This is a genomic window from Aquirufa sp. ROCK-SH2 (assembly GCF_054558315.1).
Genome location: NZ_JBPXKB010000001.1, coordinates 237,019 through 251,508, shown reverse-complemented (window position 1 = coordinate 251,508; position 14,490 = coordinate 237,019). Strand labels below are relative to the sequence as shown.

Sequence of the window (14,490 nt, the reverse complement as noted above, 5' to 3'; positions counted from 1 at the left end):
AAGAACAGCTAAAAATATATTTGAACAAATATAAGAAAAAAACAAAAAAGCCACTCGAAAGAGTGGCTTTTGTAGTCCGTACGGGAATCGAACCCGTGTTTCATCCGTGAAAGGGACGTGTCCTAACCCCTAGACGAACGGACCGTTGTGGGTTATTGTGGTGCAAAGGTAGAAGTTTTCATTAATAATTCAAACAGATGGACAAAAAAAAGTTATATTTTTTTTAAGAAATTATTTAGTATTTTAGCCTAATCAAAAATCTCAAATATATGTCACAAGTTAAGCCCTATTCTCTCTTAAGTGATTTCGACGTCGCTCTTTTCCTAAATGGTAGACACACAAGACTTTACGAAAAACTAGGAGCATTTGAACTTACTTTTGAAAATGAAATTGGTACATTTTTTGCCGTTTGGGCTCCCAATGCAGAATCTGTTCAAGTCATTGGCAATTTTAATTTTTGGGATAAATTTTCTCATCCGCTTTATAGAAGATGGGATGATTCAGGGATTTGGGAAGGTTTTATTCCGGGAATTAAAAACGGAGAAACCTATAAATATGGTATCCAAACCAAGTCAGGAGAATACCTAGAAAAATTGGATCCCATGGGTCTGTACTGTGAAACCCCTCCAAAAACAGCAAGTATCATTTGGACCACTTTCAAAGAATGGAATGATCAATCTTGGATGCAAGAGAGACATTTGAAAAATGCAATGAATGCCCCCATGTCCATTTATGAAGTTCATTTGGGGTCTTGGCAAAAAACCTTGGAGAATGATTATTTGAGTTATGACGACTTAGCGGTCAAATTGGTGGAGTACGTAAAAGAAATGGGCTATACCCATGTGGAATTCATGCCCATCATGGAACATCCCTATTCACCTTCATGGGGATATCAAATAACTGGATATTTTGCCCCTTCTTCTAGATTTGGAGACCCACAGGGCTTTATGCGATTGATTGAAAAACTTCATCAAGCCAATATTGGAGTCATTTTAGATTGGGTACCTTCACATTTTCCAGGTGATGACCATGGCCTTAGAAATTTCGATGGAGCCTGTTTATATGAACACTATGACCCTAAAAAAGGATATCATCCTGATTGGAAATCATACATTTTTGACTACGGGAAGAATGAAGTAAGAAGCTTTTTACTTTCTAATGCGGCCTTCTGGTGCGATAGATACCATGTGGACGGCTTAAGAGTCGACGCAGTTGCTTCGATGCTCTATTTGGATTATTCTAGAAATGATGGAGAATGGGAACCAAATCAATACGGCGGAAATCACTATTTAGAAGCAGTTTCATTCCTTCAAGATCTTAATGTTCATATTTATGGAGAATTCCCTGATATACAAGTCATTGCAGAGGAATCAACGAGCTTCCCAGGCGTAACCAAACCAGTATTTCAAGGTGGCTTAGGATTTGGTCAAAAATGGATGATGGGCTGGATGAATGATACCTTAAGATTCATGCAAAAAGACCCGATACATCGTAAATATCACTTAAATGAATTGACCTTCTCTTTGGTTTACGCATTCTCTGAAAACTTTTGCCTACCTCTTTCTCATGATGAAGTTGTTTATGGTAAAAATTCGCTACTAAGTAAAATGCCAGGTGATGATTGGCAAAAATTTGCGAATTTGAGATTACTTTTCAGTCATCAATTTTGCCATCCTGGAACTAAACTAATGTTTATGGGAGGGGAATTTGGACAAAGAGAAGAATGGAATCATAATCAAAGTTTAGATTGGCATTTAACAGAACAGCATTCTCATAAAGGAATCCAAAACATGGTTAAGGCTCTCAACAAAATCTATACCGAAGAACCAGCTTTCTTTTTGAAACAATTTTCTCACGAAGGTTTTGAATGGATTGAATCTAATGACCATGGCAATTCAGTTATTTCTTACATCAGAAAAGGAGATAATAATAAACAACAAGCCATTGTTATTTTAAATTTAACCCCCGCACCTAGAGAAGATTATCGCATTGGTGTGCCTTTGCCTGGCATTTGGAAAGTTTTATTGAATTCAGATAAAAGCGAATTTGGAGGAAGTGATTACCCTGTCCCAGGTGCTATCATGACTGAGGAAATCAATTGGCATGGAAAAGCGTTTTCTATTTCAGTCAATTTACCACCGCTTTCAGCTTTAATCCTGAAATCGTAATTTCTAGCATCAAAAACCTTTCTATCTATTATCGTGAAACCTGTTTGATTATACCAAACAGGTTTTCTTTTTGAAAAAAATTAAATAATAAATGCTATTTTTTATTAAAATAATAAAAAATATCCCCTATTTGATTTTTGATTTTGAATTATATTACTATTTTTGTGTACAATTTTACGAAAATACAACTTGATGTAATTCAAGAAAAAATACTACTTAGGCGGATTGAATAAAGGCTCGGGATATTTCTGAGTCTTTATTGTTTTATTGAAAATAGAAAAGAGAAGAGAGAAAAGTGAAAAGAGAAAAAAAAAAAAACAATTCGGTGGCTTAGGTTCTCGAAGCCACCTCTTACCTTTTACCTCTTACCTCTTACCTTTCTCGTTTTTCCTCTCAATAATCTCCTGCATATCAGATAATTCCACTTCTAAAGCATTGGTAGAAATCGTGATTTCCCAGGCACTCATGATTAACGCGATACTCATTCCAACTAAACCTAGACCAAATAACCAACTTGCTATCACTTGGTATTCAAGAAATAAGAAAAACATACAAAATACACTAAATAGCAAACTAACAATGGCGACAATTTGCATATTTCGAATCAATGACATTCGTTTACGAAGATTCATGATTTGTAACAAAATAGAATTATCTGGATTCTTCTGGAATTTTTCATGTAAATCCCTAATTAAAGAGGCCATAGACATAAATCTATTTGTAAAGGCGATCATCAACAATGAGACTGTTGAGAACAATAATGCAGGTGTACTGATGCTTAATTCCATGGTTTTCTATTTTATTATTTAACCCAATATTGATCTAAATAACGACTCATCTCTTCCTGAATTTTCTTAGCCTCGCGTTTGGCAGATTGCTCGGTATCATCTCCTGCGTAAATAATTCCCCTTGAAGAATTAACCAATAAACCCACTTTGGAATTCATACCAAACTTAGAAACTTCCTCTAAACTCCCCCCTTGCGCACCTACACCTGGAACAAGAAAGAAACTATCTGGCGCGATTTCTCGAATATATTTTAAATGGTCTGTTCTTGTTGCACCCACCACAAACATCAATTGATCGGGACTCCCCCATTCCAAGGCTTTACGCATGACATTTTCGAATAATGCTTTACCATTCTCTTGTTTCAAAACTTGAAAATCTAAACTACCAGGATTAGAGGTTAAGGCCAACAATATCACCCATTTATCTTCAAATTTTAAAAAGGGTTGCACAGAATCATGCCCCATATATGGAGCTACGGTAATAGAGTCAAAATTAAATCCACTTGAACTAGGCTCAAAAAAAGTTTGTGCATATTTAAAGGCGGTATTTCCAATGTCTCCTCGTTTGGCATCTGCAATGGTAAAAACCTCCTTAGGTATATAATCCATTGTTTTTTGTAAGCTTTCCCAACCGCGAGGCCCCATTGCTTCATAAAAGGCAATATTTGGCTTATAGGATACACAATATGGCAAAGTAGCATCAATGACCGCTTTATTAAATGCAAAAACAGGATCCGATTCTCGCTTAAATCTACTTGGAATTAAGGCAAGATCAGTATCTAGACCTACACATAAATATGACTTTTTCGATTCTATTTGTTTTACTAATTCAGATGAATTCATTCGGAAGAAAAATCAAAGGCTTTTGTATTAATGCCTAATTATGAATAATTTTGGCGCAAATTAAGGTCTTTATTATCAATATCAAAAAAACGACCCTATTAAGAATCAACTCTATGCAATTTATACAACACAAATTCCCAGGTGTCATTGAATTTATACCTACAAAATATCACGATGACCGAGGGCATTTTTATGAATCTTACAATCAAAAATTGTTTTCAGCTAACGGAATAGGTGAAAATTTTGTTCAAGATAATTATTCATTTTCAACCAAAGGTGTCGTTCGAGGTTTGCACTTCCAAAAAAATCCTCATGCACAAGGCAAATTAGTTCGCTGTATGACAGGTAAAGTAAATGATGTAATTGTTGATTTACGTAAAGATTCGCCTACTTTTGGACAATATGAAACTTTCTTGCTAGATGCAGATAAAGGAAATATGCTTTATGTTCCTGTTGGTTTTGCACATGGATTTGTCGCATTAGAAGAAACTATTTTTGTCTATAAATGTACTGATTTTTGGAACAAAGAAGCTGAATCTGGAATTCGCTGGAATGACCCAACTTTAAACATTGATTGGGGGGTAGAAAACCCGATTGTTTCTGAAAAAGATCAGATATTACCTTTATTTAATCGTGAAGAGCGTATATTTTAGATAAAAATATTAATACCTTTGTAGGAATGAATCGTAAACTGATTTTATCAAGTCCATTACTCGAAATAACCATCTCAAGGTTATGCCAAGAACTGATTGAAAATCAAATCAGTGAAACAGAAACTGTTATTTTAGGACTACAACCTAGAGGTATCTTTTTTGCAGAAAGAATCGCCAATGAATTAAGTGAACTTTTAGGCTATACCATTCAGACAGGTAAATTGGATGCAACTTTTTATCGAGATGATTTCAGAAGAAGAGACCCCGTTTCTCCTAATAGTACCGATATTCCATTCTTGATTGAAAATAAACGAGTGATTTTGGTAGATGATGTTTTGGCTACCGGACGCATGGTGAGAGCTGCATTGGATGCACTCAATTCATTTGGACGACCCGCTAAAGTCGAATTATGTGTCTTAATAGACCGTATTTACAACAGAGATTTGCCCATTCATGCAGATTATGTCGGTAAAAATGTCAACACATTACCTACAGAAAAAGTATTGGTGGAATGGAAAGAACAAGGCCACGAAGCTGATAAAATTTGGTTAATAACTCATCAATGATCCTTTAAATATGTTGAAATCGCCACATTTACTGGGAATAAAAGATTTGGACGAAGAATCCATTCAATTAATAGTCAAAACTGCCAAAGAATTTAAAGAAGTTCTTAACAGACCTATTAAAAAAGTTCCATCTTTAAGAGATGTTACGATTGCCAATGTTTTTTTTGAAAATTCTACTAGAACTCGATTATCCTTTGAATTAGCTGAAAAAAGACTATCTGCAGATACGATCAATTTTTCAGCCTCAGGAAGCTCCGTTAAAAAAGGAGAAACACTTTTAGATACGGTTAATAATATTTTAGCCATGAAAGTGGACATGATTGTAATGCGTCATGCGAGTCCAGGAGCACCACACTACCTTTCAAAACACATCAAAGCCAATATCATTAATGCCGGAGACGGCACGCATGAGCATCCTACTCAAGCTTTACTTGACACCTTTTCTCTGCAAGAAAAGTTGGGAGATTTGGCAGGAAAAAAAATAGCCATTATCGGTGATATATTACATTCGAGAGTTGCTCTTTCAAATATTTATGCTCTCAAAAAACAAGGAGCAGAAGTTCGTTTATGTGGCCCCAGCACTTTAATTCCGAAACATATACAATCATTAGGAGTTGAAGTATCACATGATGTAAAATCTACTTTAGCGTGGTGTGATGCTGCCAATGTATTAAGAATTCAATTGGAAAGGCAACAAATTAAATACTTTCCAAGCCTAAGAGAATACGCTCAATTTTTCGGAATTAACCGACAAATGCTGGAAGAGTTACCCAAAGAAATTGTTTTAATGCACCCTGGACCTATCAACAGAGGTGTTGAATTAAGTTCCGATGCAGCTGATTCACCACATTCCATCATCTTAGACCAAGTAGAAAATGGAGTAGCAGTCAGAATGGCGGTGTTGTATTTGTTGGCAGCGCAAAGATGAGAGGTAAGAGGTAAGAGGTATTTTTTCTCTTTTCTCTTTTCTCTTTTCTCTTTTCTCTTTTCTATCTCAACTTAAAATATCAATCAGATCATTTCTCTCACATCTATCTCATTTCCACATTTAAAATGACCTAAAGGGCAATTCTGTTTCCCATGGTCTCCGCAAGGGCGACAAGATAAAACCCCTTGAAACTCAATGATCTTACTTTGATCAGCTAGTGGACCAAATCCGAATGCAGGTATCGTTGAACAAAAAATAGCTGCTGTAGGTACATTGACTGCCGAACATATATGCATCGGTCCGGAATCATTTACATAACTTTTACTACTTTGCTGAAAAATATAACTAGAAACCAATAATGGATGCTTGCCTGTTTCATTATATATTGGCCTATTGGACCCTTGAAATGCTTGTTCGATTTGATTAGACAAATCTTTTTCATTGGGTGCCCCCATTAAAACAATCGATTGATTTTCGGGTAGTAAATGAATAAATTCAATCCATTTATGAATTGGTAATCGTTTTGTTTCCCAAACACTACCAGGTGAAATACAAATATAATTTTTAGGACTTAATCCATTAGGCAAATCGACTGCAGGCGGATTTAAATAGGGCTTAAACACCTTATTTCCCAGCCAATCTTTTAATAAATTCGAATTTCTTTTGATTTCATGATCCCCATTGCCAAAGTTATGTTTCACTTTTTTCGAGAATAAGAAAGACAAAGGATTTTTATCAAAGCCAATTACCTTTTTAGCCCCAATGCAAAGGCTAAGTAATCCCATTCCAAAAAATCGCTGAATTAAAATGACTTGATCAAACTTTTCTAAGGACAAATTATTTCTTAATTGCCTCCAAGATTTCCATTTTTCTTGTTTATTATAAACCCAAACTTTTTTCAAAATGGGATAATCATAGGCCTGTAAAATACTTTCATTCCCTTTTCTAACCAATATGTGCACCTCTGTTTGTGGAGATTCATTCCGAATTTTTTCTAAAAGAGATGTGGATAAAATCACATCGCCTAAAAATGCAGTTTGAATAATTAATACTTTCGATGAGTCGCTCATTTGAAAAAAAAGAATGAATTGGACATAAATTTAGTTAAATTTGAGACATTTTTAGTTAAAACCCCTTTCATGAATTCAATTCAAAGCAGAACTCTTTCTAATGGAATCACTATTGTTCACAGACAAGTGGTTCATACCGAAATTTCCCATATGGGAATTATGTTGGATATTGGAAGTAGAGATGAAACGATTGAAAATCAAGGAATTGCTCATTTCTGGGAACATTTGGCATTCAAAGGGACCAAAAAAAAGAATAATATTGACATAATTAATCGTCTGGAAGTAATTGGTGGCGAATTAAATGCCTACACCACCAAAGAAAAAATTTGTTTTCATGCCTCTGTTTTGTCGCCCTATTACGAAAGAGCTCTGGAGTTATTGACAGACATTACATTTCATTCAACTTTTCCAAACAAAGAGCTTGAAAAGGAAAGAAGCGTCATTTTAGAGGAAATGTCTATGTATTATGATGCTCCTGAGGAGGCCATTCAAGATGATTTTGATGAATTATTATTTCCCAATCATCCTTTGGGATTAAATATTTTGGGCACGAACAAAACCGTCAATGAGTTCCAATCCAAGGATTTAAATCATTTTATTGAGAACCATTTAGACACCCATCGGATTGTTTTTTCTTCCATTGGAAAAATTCCACATGAGAAAATATTCAAATGGGCAGAAAAACATCTAGGTAGTATTCCTGCTAAAAAGCAAATACAAAAAAGAATAGTGCCGGCTGCAATGATTCCGAATGAAAAAATTGTCAAAAGAGGTATTACTCAATCACATGTCGCCATTGGACGACAATCCTTTGCCATTGAACACCCCGATCGTTTGGCCTTTTTTATGCTGATTAATCTATTAGGAGGCCCGAGTATGAATTCATTATTGAACGTTTCTGTGCGTGAAAAGCACGGATTGGTTTATTCCATTGAAGCAAGTTTTACCTCATACATGGACTCAGGATTTTGGGCCATTTACTTTGGAACGGAGCCCAATCAAGTTAAAAAATCGATCAAATTAATCCATCGTGAATTCGAAAAACTTCAAAATAAAATTCTAAGTCCCAACCAATTACTAAAAATCAAATCGCAACTGAAAGGTCAATTAGCCATGGCCGAGGAAGGCAACCTGAATTTTATGTTAATGATGGCCAAAAGTTTATTGGATCGTGAAAAAATTGAAACCTTGGATGAAATATTTGAACAAATAGATATCATTGACGCTCAAAAAATACAAGATTTAGCCATTAATATGTTAGATCCCAAGCAATTAAGTTGTTTAATTTTTGAACCCTAAACAAACATACATTGCACCTTTATTTACATATTCCATTTTGCAAGCAAGCTTGTCATTATTGTGATTTCCACTTTTCAACGCAATTGAATGGGAAAGAAAAATTAATAAAGGCCCTATTAAATGAAATTGATTTACAAGCGAATTATCTTCAAAATAAAGAATTATCCACCATATATTTTGGAGGAGGCACTCCTTCCCTTCTCAATGCTCAAGAACTTGATTCAATTTTCAATAAAATTTCGAAACACTTTAACATTGCCAAAAATGCGGAAATAAGTTTAGAAGCTAACCCAGAAGATTTAAGTATTTCTTATCTAACAACTTTAAAAAATCAAGGAATTAATCGTTTAAGTATTGGAATTCAAAGTTTTAACGATAAAAACTTAACTTTTTTACATCGAAATCATTCAGGCAATCAAGCTTTAGAAGCAATCAAAAATGCACAAGATTTAGGTTTGAGCAATATTAGTATTGATTTGATTTTTGGTATTCCATCAAGCAATTTGGATGAATTAAAGCATGATATTCAATTAGCTACAAATTCTGGTGTACAACATATTTCAGCCTACAGTTTAACCATTGAACCCAAAACAGTTTTCGGAGTCCAAAAACAGAAAAAAATATTTCAAGAAATCACTGACTCTGAAATGGCCAAGCATTTTGAATTGACACATTCCATGTTAACTGATCAGGGTTTTGAAGCTTATGAAATATCTAACTTTACCAAAAATGGAGCCTATTCGAAACACAATACTAGTTATTGGATGCAGGAAGAATATTTAGGAATTGGACCTTCTGCCCACAGTTTTAATGGAGGAAGTCGGCAGTGGAATGTATCCAACAACATCAAATATATACAGGCTATTGAGAACAATGAATTAAATGCGGAAATCGAAAAATTAAGTGAAGCAGACCGATTTAATGAGTACATCATGACTCGATTAAGAACAAAATGGGGAATTGATTTAGCCATTTTGGAGCAAAAAGGATTAACAGAACAATTGGATTTAATTCAAAATTGGCAACAAATGGAATTCGGCGAGATTAAGGATGGAAATTTCATTTTGAATCTGAAAGGTAAATTAATTGCTGATCGATTAAGTAGTGATATTTTCCTTGTTTAGTTTATGAATTAAAAAGAGAATTGTATTTTTGCATTCTAAATAATAACCTCAATCAAAAAATGGCTCAAAGAATTGATTTAACGAACACCAAACGCATCAAAAAAACAGCGTCTAAATTCGAGAAAGTCATTTCTAATGAGTTAGATCCCCAACCAAAGCATACGCTAAAATATTACTTCAAAAAATTCTTAAAAATTGTATTTTACCTATGGATTGCATCTGTGGTAGCTATTTTACTTTTGAAGTTTGTACCGGTCTATTTTACTCCTACCATGATTGTTCGAAAAATAGACGCATTGAAAAATGGAGAAAATAGTAAAATCTACAGTGAATGGACGCCTTACCATGAAATAGACAAAAATTGCGCATTAGCTGTTATTGCCTCGGAAGATCAACGTTTTCCTACACATAATGGATTTGATTTTGAAGCTTTGCAAGGTGCATTAAAGAACAATTTAAGAGGAAAGAAAATTAAAGGTGCAAGTACCATCTCACAACAAGTAGCTAAAAACGTGTTTTTATGGCAAGATAGAAGCTATATCAGAAAAGGCTTAGAGGTATATTTTACCTTTATGATTGAATTAATTTGGGGTAAAGAACGAATTCTCGAAGTTTATTTAAACGTGGCAGAAACAGGTAAAATGACCTTTGGCGTTGAGGCGGCTTGCAGAAGGTATTATAACCATTCCTCTTTAGAAGTTAGTAAATCAGAGGCTGCTCGTATTGCAGCAGTATTACCTAATCCGATTCGATTTTCAATAGAAAATCCTTCCAATTATGTGTTGAGAAGAACAAGTAATATACAAAGACAAATGCGAATGCTAGGAGGTAAATCCTACTTAGATCAGCTTAAATAAGCTCGACACAAGGATCCCAAAAAACTGAATTAAAATGCTGAATTTGGTCGTTTTCTACAACGATACCCTCTTTTTCTAACAATTCCTTCATTCGATCTCCACCGAAAAAGTTCTTACCCGTCATTAATCCATTTCGATTGACAACTCGATGAGCGGGTACATCATGCAAAGTATGACTCGCATTCATTGCCCAGCCCACCATTCTAGCGCCACCTTTCATGCCTAAATAAGCAGCAATTGCGCCATAGGAACTAACTCTTCCAAATGGAATTAGTTTCACTACCTCATAGATGGGCTCAAATGAATTCAAATAATTAGGAATTAAATTTCTTCTTTTCTCTCTTCGATTTCCTTTTCTAATTCAGCATACCATTTAGTACCAAACTTACGAATCAAAGGATCTTTTAAAAATTTGTAAACGGGAACCCCTAATTCTTTACCATGAGAACAAGCATCCGAACAAATGGTCCATCGCTCATAATTAATGGCTTGATATTCTGCTAATTTGGCAATTCTGATAGGATACAAATGACAAGAAATCGGTTTTCTAAATTGAGTTTTTCCAGCGAAATACGCTTGTTCAATTCCACATTTCAAATAGCCCTTGTCATCATAAATGGCATAAGCACATTCACGACCTTTGATGATAGGTGTTGAAAAATCACCATCTTCATCTTTAACCCAAGTACCTGATTTTTCAATTTCTTGAAGACCAATTTCAGACAAAAAAGGCTTGATTTCCTCTTGAATGTTTTCCAATATCGATAATTCCTCCTCCTCTAGAGGTGCACCTAAATCACCTTCCACACAACATGCACCTTTGCATTTTGCCAAATCACAAACAAAAAACTCATCTGCTACATCCTCACTAATTACCGTATCGTCTATTAAAATCATGTATTTAAAATTTGAAAGACAAAGGTAAAAATAAGTTCTATCTTCGAAACAAAAGATTTAAACAATTTAACAGGATTAAAAACGTTGTTTTAAATAAATTTGGTATTTTTGTAAGTGGAGATTAAAATTCCAACCATTCATCACATTTCATATTCTATGATAAAAAAGAACTTGTTTCTTTTACTGTTACTTTCTCTAAATCTTTCTGCTTTAGCCTATCAGATAATACCTGATAGCATTGCCGTGGGTAATGTAAAGGTATTCATTCACCCATCTGCAAAGCCTATTTTAGAGAAAGAATGGAATATGATCAGTGGTAATCGCAAATATGTTGCGGGATTGATCGCTAAAATGCGCTTATATTTCCCTGTTATAGAGCCAATATTGAAACAAGGAAATATTCCAGATGATTTCAAGTATTTATGTGTTCAAGAAAGTAGTTTAAATCCAAATGCAATTTCTAGCTCGCAAGCAGTCGGTTATTGGCAATTTAAATATGCTACAGCTATTGATGTGGGATTAAAAGTCAATCAAGAAATAGATGAAAGAAGGCATATTTTAGAGGCTACTAAAGGCGCAGTGAATTACTTTTCTAGAAACAATGGTGTTTTAAACAATTGGATGAGCACACTTCTTTCCTACCGTGTGGGATTAGGAACACTGAAGAAATCCCCTTATTTCAATAATTGGAATGGTAAAACTGAAATCGAAGTAGATTCGACAACGGATTGGTATATTTTACGCTTTTTGGCTTACAAAAACTTTTGGGAAGACCAAGTTGGTTGTTTTAGCGACAGCACTTTTGAAAAAAACGATGTTAACTTAGTTTGCTACAATAATACTCAAGGAAAAAATCTTTATGAATTGTCTGATGAATTAAAAATCAGTTACGATGATTTAAAAAAACATAATCCCTGGATCTTAAAAGATTATTTACCGAATGATAAATCTTATACTATTTATCATCCTTCCAATGTCACTGAATTCATTTCAACTTCTGCAAAGAAGCCTGATTTCGATATAAAAGAGGAAAAAACAGAAGAGTTGATACTGACAGCTTCCGTAGATACAACAAAATTGTATGTGCCTTCTCAAAAATCAAAAGGCCTATATCCCAAGAAAAAATACAAAGAAATTTTAAGCGATCAAGTGGAAATCAAAATCCACAAAATCAAAGAAGGTGATAATCTAACAGAATTAGCTTATAAATATGGGATGACGTTAGAATCCATGCTAAAATTGAACAATTTAGACATGAATTCATTATTGAGCATTGGTCAACCAATTAAATATTTCAGAAAAATTCCCATGTTGGAATTAATTTCTCAAAAATTAGATGAAAAAGCCCAAAAAATGGCTGATAAATTACCAAAAAAGGAAGAAATAGAAGTAGTTGAGAAAGAGCTTACACCTGAAATCAAAGAAGATTATTCAGTGAGAAAGGTTTCAACGAAGATTGAAAAAGAACCTCTTTTAATTGAACCAGCTATCAGCAGAGAGATTAATATTAAGTCTGACAAGGATCAAAATAAAATTTGGGTTGATTCACAATTACCTATTAAGAAAGTAGATTCTAGTATTAACAAAGAATTACCTAAAGAAAAGCCAGTTGAAATACTTGAAGTAAAAACTCAATCAACAACTAAAAAGAAGGTTTCACCTCAATACCACGTAGTTAAACCTGGTGAAAATCTATTTAGAATCGCAAAATCATATCAAATTGATTTGAATGACTTGAGAAAATGGAATTCATTAGGTGCGAATCAGGCCATTACAGTAGGTCAAAAATTATCTTTAGTTCCTACTAAATAACTCGAAGCATTAACAATCCATCTCTTAGTGGAAGGAGTACTTTTTCTACTCTTGTGTCGTCAAGACACTTTTGATTAAATGCTCGCAATGCCATCGTGGATTTATCATTGGCATTTTCTTGAACTACTTTACCACTCCACAATACGTTATCCACCAAAATCAATCCCCCTTTACGCATTTTAGGAATCACTAAATCGAAATACAAAGCATAATTACGCTTATCAGCATCAATAAAAACTAGGTCAATAGGCCCATTTATTTGCTTAATTTCGTCTTTGGCATCAGAAATACGATAATCTATTTGATGACTAAAAGGTGATTCATTGAAAAACGAACGAGTAAAGCTTTCCAATTCTTCATTAATATCAATGGTAATTATTTTTCCATTTTTGGATAAGCCTTCCGCCAAACAAAGTGCTGAATAACCCGTATAAGTACCTATTTCAAGAATGAGTTCGGGTTGCATTAATTTAGAAATCATTGCCAAAAATCGACCTTGTAAATGCCCTGAAAGCATTCTAGGTTGTAAAACCATCGCATGAGTTTCACGATTCAACTTTTTCAACAAATCACTTTCTGGATCAGAAAACAAGCAAGAATAAGCTTCTATTTCATCATTAATAAAATCCATTTTTCTTATTTAATTCCTGTATAAAAAAAATCGAAAGAAGCATCTGGTTGATCATTTAAAAAATAATCATCCACTTGAATGGAATTAACCAATTGGTTGTTGGATTTGGAAGCAATAACTCTTGACATTCGATTAGCTATATCATAGGGAACTTGCAACCAAGTACGAGGCAATAAATATTGTAAATTAAAAAGATCGAAACGGGTAATTTTTCGAACCGATTTTTTATTCTCCTCGTAATAAGCCATCACTTTTTCATTTCCATGAATTCCTTGGGTTATTACAGATGAAAAATGTTTTTTCATTAAATTCTCCAACGATTTAGCATCATATTCACGTACGTGCCAAGGATTACGAGTTAGAGAAAATTTCTTATTAACAGTCGTTAAATACAATTTACCTCCAGGCTTCAAAACTCGAGCCGCTTCTTGAAGAAAAAAATCGTCATTTTCGATATGTTCAATTACTTGAAAAGTTATGACAAAATCATAGGTATCGGAAGGAATATCTTTCAAGGGCGGCAAAAACATATCAATGAATTTGAATGCAGGATATTCACCACTTAACTTTTCCAACAGTTCTGTATTTTTATCTACACCTGTATAATTATTGATCTTGTCTGAAAGCACTGCCACTCCTCGACCAGTCCCACATCCAATTTCCAATAAATCACCATTAACCAATGTACTCACATGGTTGTAGGGGAACAATAAACGCTGATGAACAGGATTATCAGAAGCGATTTCAGAGGAAGCAATTTCAGTAGTTTTGTACATATTTTTCAATTTGAATACAAAGGTAATCAATATTCTAAAAAATGAGGATAGAATGTGACATCATTCCGTTGATTAAAGG

15 protein-coding genes and 1 tRNA gene are annotated in these 14,490 nt (G+C 34.2%); 8 read left to right on the top strand and 8 right to left on the bottom strand.

Features of this window, described 5'->3' with window-relative positions; genetic code table 11:
- Positions 1-72 precede the first annotated feature (72 nt).
- Positions 73-144 (bottom strand) — tRNA-Glu (locus tag V7S79_RS01070).
- Between the two features lie 125 nt (positions 145-269).
- Between V7S79_RS01070 and glgB the strand changes: the two genes are divergently transcribed.
- Complete coding sequence (gene glgB, locus V7S79_RS01065) at positions 270-2,168, top strand: 1,4-alpha-glucan branching protein GlgB (protein ID WP_459488618.1); 1,899 nt, start codon at positions 270-272, stop codon at positions 2,166-2,168.
- A gap of 365 nt (positions 2,169-2,533) precedes the next feature.
- Here the strand turns inward: glgB and V7S79_RS01060 are convergent, their stop codons facing one another.
- Positions 2,534-2,956 carry a DUF2721 domain-containing protein gene (locus tag V7S79_RS01060; RefSeq protein WP_459488617.1) on the bottom strand — a complete coding sequence of 141 codons (423 nt, stop codon included), beginning with the start codon at positions 2,954-2,956 and terminating at the stop codon, positions 2,534-2,536.
- A gap of 14 nt (positions 2,957-2,970) precedes the next feature.
- Positions 2,971-3,798, bottom strand: a complete 828-nt coding sequence (gene pyrF / locus V7S79_RS01055; RefSeq protein ID WP_459488615.1) for an orotidine-5'-phosphate decarboxylase — start codon at positions 3,796-3,798, stop codon at positions 2,971-2,973.
- Between the two features lie 113 nt (positions 3,799-3,911).
- Between pyrF and rfbC the strand changes: the two genes are divergently transcribed.
- The 3 genes from rfbC to V7S79_RS01040 are packed head-to-tail and all read left to right on the top strand — an operon-like array spanning position 3,912 to position 5,945.
- Positions 3,912-4,451: a dTDP-4-dehydrorhamnose 3,5-epimerase gene (gene rfbC, locus V7S79_RS01050; protein WP_459488613.1), complete on the top strand. Its 540-nt coding sequence runs from the start codon at positions 3,912-3,914 to the stop codon at positions 4,449-4,451.
- A gap of 26 nt (positions 4,452-4,477) precedes the next feature.
- Positions 4,478-5,017, top strand: coding sequence for a bifunctional pyr operon transcriptional regulator/uracil phosphoribosyltransferase PyrR (gene pyrR / locus V7S79_RS01045; RefSeq protein ID WP_459488612.1), 540 nt, complete (start codon positions 4,478-4,480; stop codon positions 5,015-5,017).
- Positions 5,018-5,027: 10 nt separating this feature from the next.
- A complete protein-coding gene (locus V7S79_RS01040) occupies positions 5,028-5,945 on the top strand; it encodes an aspartate carbamoyltransferase catalytic subunit (RefSeq protein WP_459488611.1) in 918 nt (305 codons plus the stop codon).
- Positions 5,946-6,028: 83 nt separating this feature from the next.
- Here the strand turns inward: V7S79_RS01040 and V7S79_RS01035 are convergent, their stop codons facing one another.
- Positions 6,029-7,015 (bottom strand): glycosyltransferase family 9 protein, encoded by a 987-nt coding sequence (locus V7S79_RS01035; RefSeq protein WP_459488609.1) that lies wholly within the window; start codon positions 7,013-7,015, stop codon positions 6,029-6,031.
- 69 nt (positions 7,016-7,084) lie between these two features.
- Here V7S79_RS01035 and V7S79_RS01030 point away from each other — a divergent pair, with 69 nt between their 5' ends.
- From V7S79_RS01030 to mtgA, 3 genes are read left to right on the top strand one after another with little or no spacing between them, the layout of a single operon-like run.
- The gene (locus V7S79_RS01030; RefSeq protein WP_459488607.1) at positions 7,085-8,314 is read left to right on the top strand and encodes a M16 family metallopeptidase; all 1,230 of its coding nucleotides are present in this window, start codon (positions 7,085-7,087) and stop codon (positions 8,312-8,314) included.
- 11 nt (positions 8,315-8,325) lie between these two features.
- Positions 8,326-9,438: a radical SAM family heme chaperone HemW gene (hemW, locus tag V7S79_RS01025; RefSeq protein ID WP_459488605.1), complete on the top strand. Its 1,113-nt coding sequence runs from the start codon at positions 8,326-8,328 to the stop codon at positions 9,436-9,438.
- Between the two features lie 59 nt (positions 9,439-9,497).
- Complete coding sequence (gene mtgA / locus V7S79_RS01020) at positions 9,498-10,295, top strand: monofunctional biosynthetic peptidoglycan transglycosylase (protein ID WP_459488603.1); 798 nt, start codon at positions 9,498-9,500, stop codon at positions 10,293-10,295.
- Here mtgA and V7S79_RS01015 read toward each other — a convergent pair.
- Positions 10,288-10,605: an MGMT family protein gene (locus V7S79_RS01015; protein WP_459488602.1), complete on the bottom strand. Its 318-nt coding sequence runs from the start codon at positions 10,603-10,605 to the stop codon at positions 10,288-10,290. The two genes, mtgA and V7S79_RS01015, sit on opposite strands and share 8 nt — an antisense overlap.
- An 11-nt stretch (positions 10,606-10,616) precedes the next feature.
- Entirely contained in the window at positions 10,617-11,192 is a 576-nt protein-coding gene (locus V7S79_RS01010; protein WP_459488600.1) for a DUF3109 family protein, read from the bottom strand.
- A gap of 156 nt (positions 11,193-11,348) precedes the next feature.
- Between V7S79_RS01010 and V7S79_RS01005 the strand changes: the two genes are divergently transcribed.
- Entirely contained in the window at positions 11,349-13,004 is a 1,656-nt protein-coding gene (locus V7S79_RS01005; protein WP_459488598.1) for a LysM peptidoglycan-binding domain-containing protein, read from the top strand.
- Here the strand turns inward: V7S79_RS01005 and V7S79_RS01000 are convergent.
- Positions 12,997-13,635, bottom strand: coding sequence for an O-methyltransferase (locus V7S79_RS01000; RefSeq protein ID WP_459488596.1), 639 nt, complete (start codon positions 13,633-13,635; stop codon positions 12,997-12,999). The two genes, V7S79_RS01005 and V7S79_RS01000, sit on opposite strands and share 8 nt — an antisense overlap.
- A 5-nt stretch (positions 13,636-13,640) precedes the next feature.
- Positions 13,641-14,411 carry a class I SAM-dependent methyltransferase gene (locus tag V7S79_RS00995; RefSeq protein WP_459488595.1) on the bottom strand — a complete coding sequence of 257 codons (771 nt, stop codon included), beginning with the start codon at positions 14,409-14,411 and terminating at the stop codon, positions 13,641-13,643.
- Positions 14,412-14,490: the final 79 nt, after the last annotated feature.

Coding starts and splice junctions, on each gene's coding strand:
- glgB (WP_459488618.1), top strand. CDS start 270: ATGTCACAAGTTAAGCCCTATTCTCTCTTAAGTGATTTCGACGTCGCT.
- V7S79_RS01060 (WP_459488617.1), bottom strand. CDS start 2,956: ATGGAATTAAGCATCAGTACACCTGCATTATTGTTCTCAACAGTCTCA.
- pyrF (WP_459488615.1), bottom strand. CDS start 3,798: ATGAATTCATCTGAATTAGTAAAACAAATAGAATCGAAAAAGTCATAT.
- rfbC (WP_459488613.1), top strand. CDS start 3,912: ATGCAATTTATACAACACAAATTCCCAGGTGTCATTGAATTTATACCT.
- pyrR (WP_459488612.1), top strand. CDS start 4,478: ATGAATCGTAAACTGATTTTATCAAGTCCATTACTCGAAATAACCATC.
- V7S79_RS01040 (WP_459488611.1), top strand. CDS start 5,028: ATGTTGAAATCGCCACATTTACTGGGAATAAAAGATTTGGACGAAGAA.
- V7S79_RS01035 (WP_459488609.1), bottom strand. CDS start 7,015: ATGAGCGACTCATCGAAAGTATTAATTATTCAAACTGCATTTTTAGGC.
- V7S79_RS01030 (WP_459488607.1), top strand. CDS start 7,085: ATGAATTCAATTCAAAGCAGAACTCTTTCTAATGGAATCACTATTGTT.
- mtgA (WP_459488603.1), top strand. CDS start 9,498: ATGGCTCAAAGAATTGATTTAACGAACACCAAACGCATCAAAAAAACA.
- V7S79_RS01010 (WP_459488600.1), bottom strand. CDS start 11,192: ATGATTTTAATAGACGATACGGTAATTAGTGAGGATGTAGCAGATGAG.
- V7S79_RS01005 (WP_459488598.1), top strand. CDS start 11,349: ATGATAAAAAAGAACTTGTTTCTTTTACTGTTACTTTCTCTAAATCTT.
- V7S79_RS01000 (WP_459488596.1), bottom strand. CDS start 13,635: ATGGATTTTATTAATGATGAAATAGAAGCTTATTCTTGCTTGTTTTCT.
- V7S79_RS00995 (WP_459488595.1), bottom strand. CDS start 14,411: ATGTACAAAACTACTGAAATTGCTTCCTCTGAAATCGCTTCTGATAAT.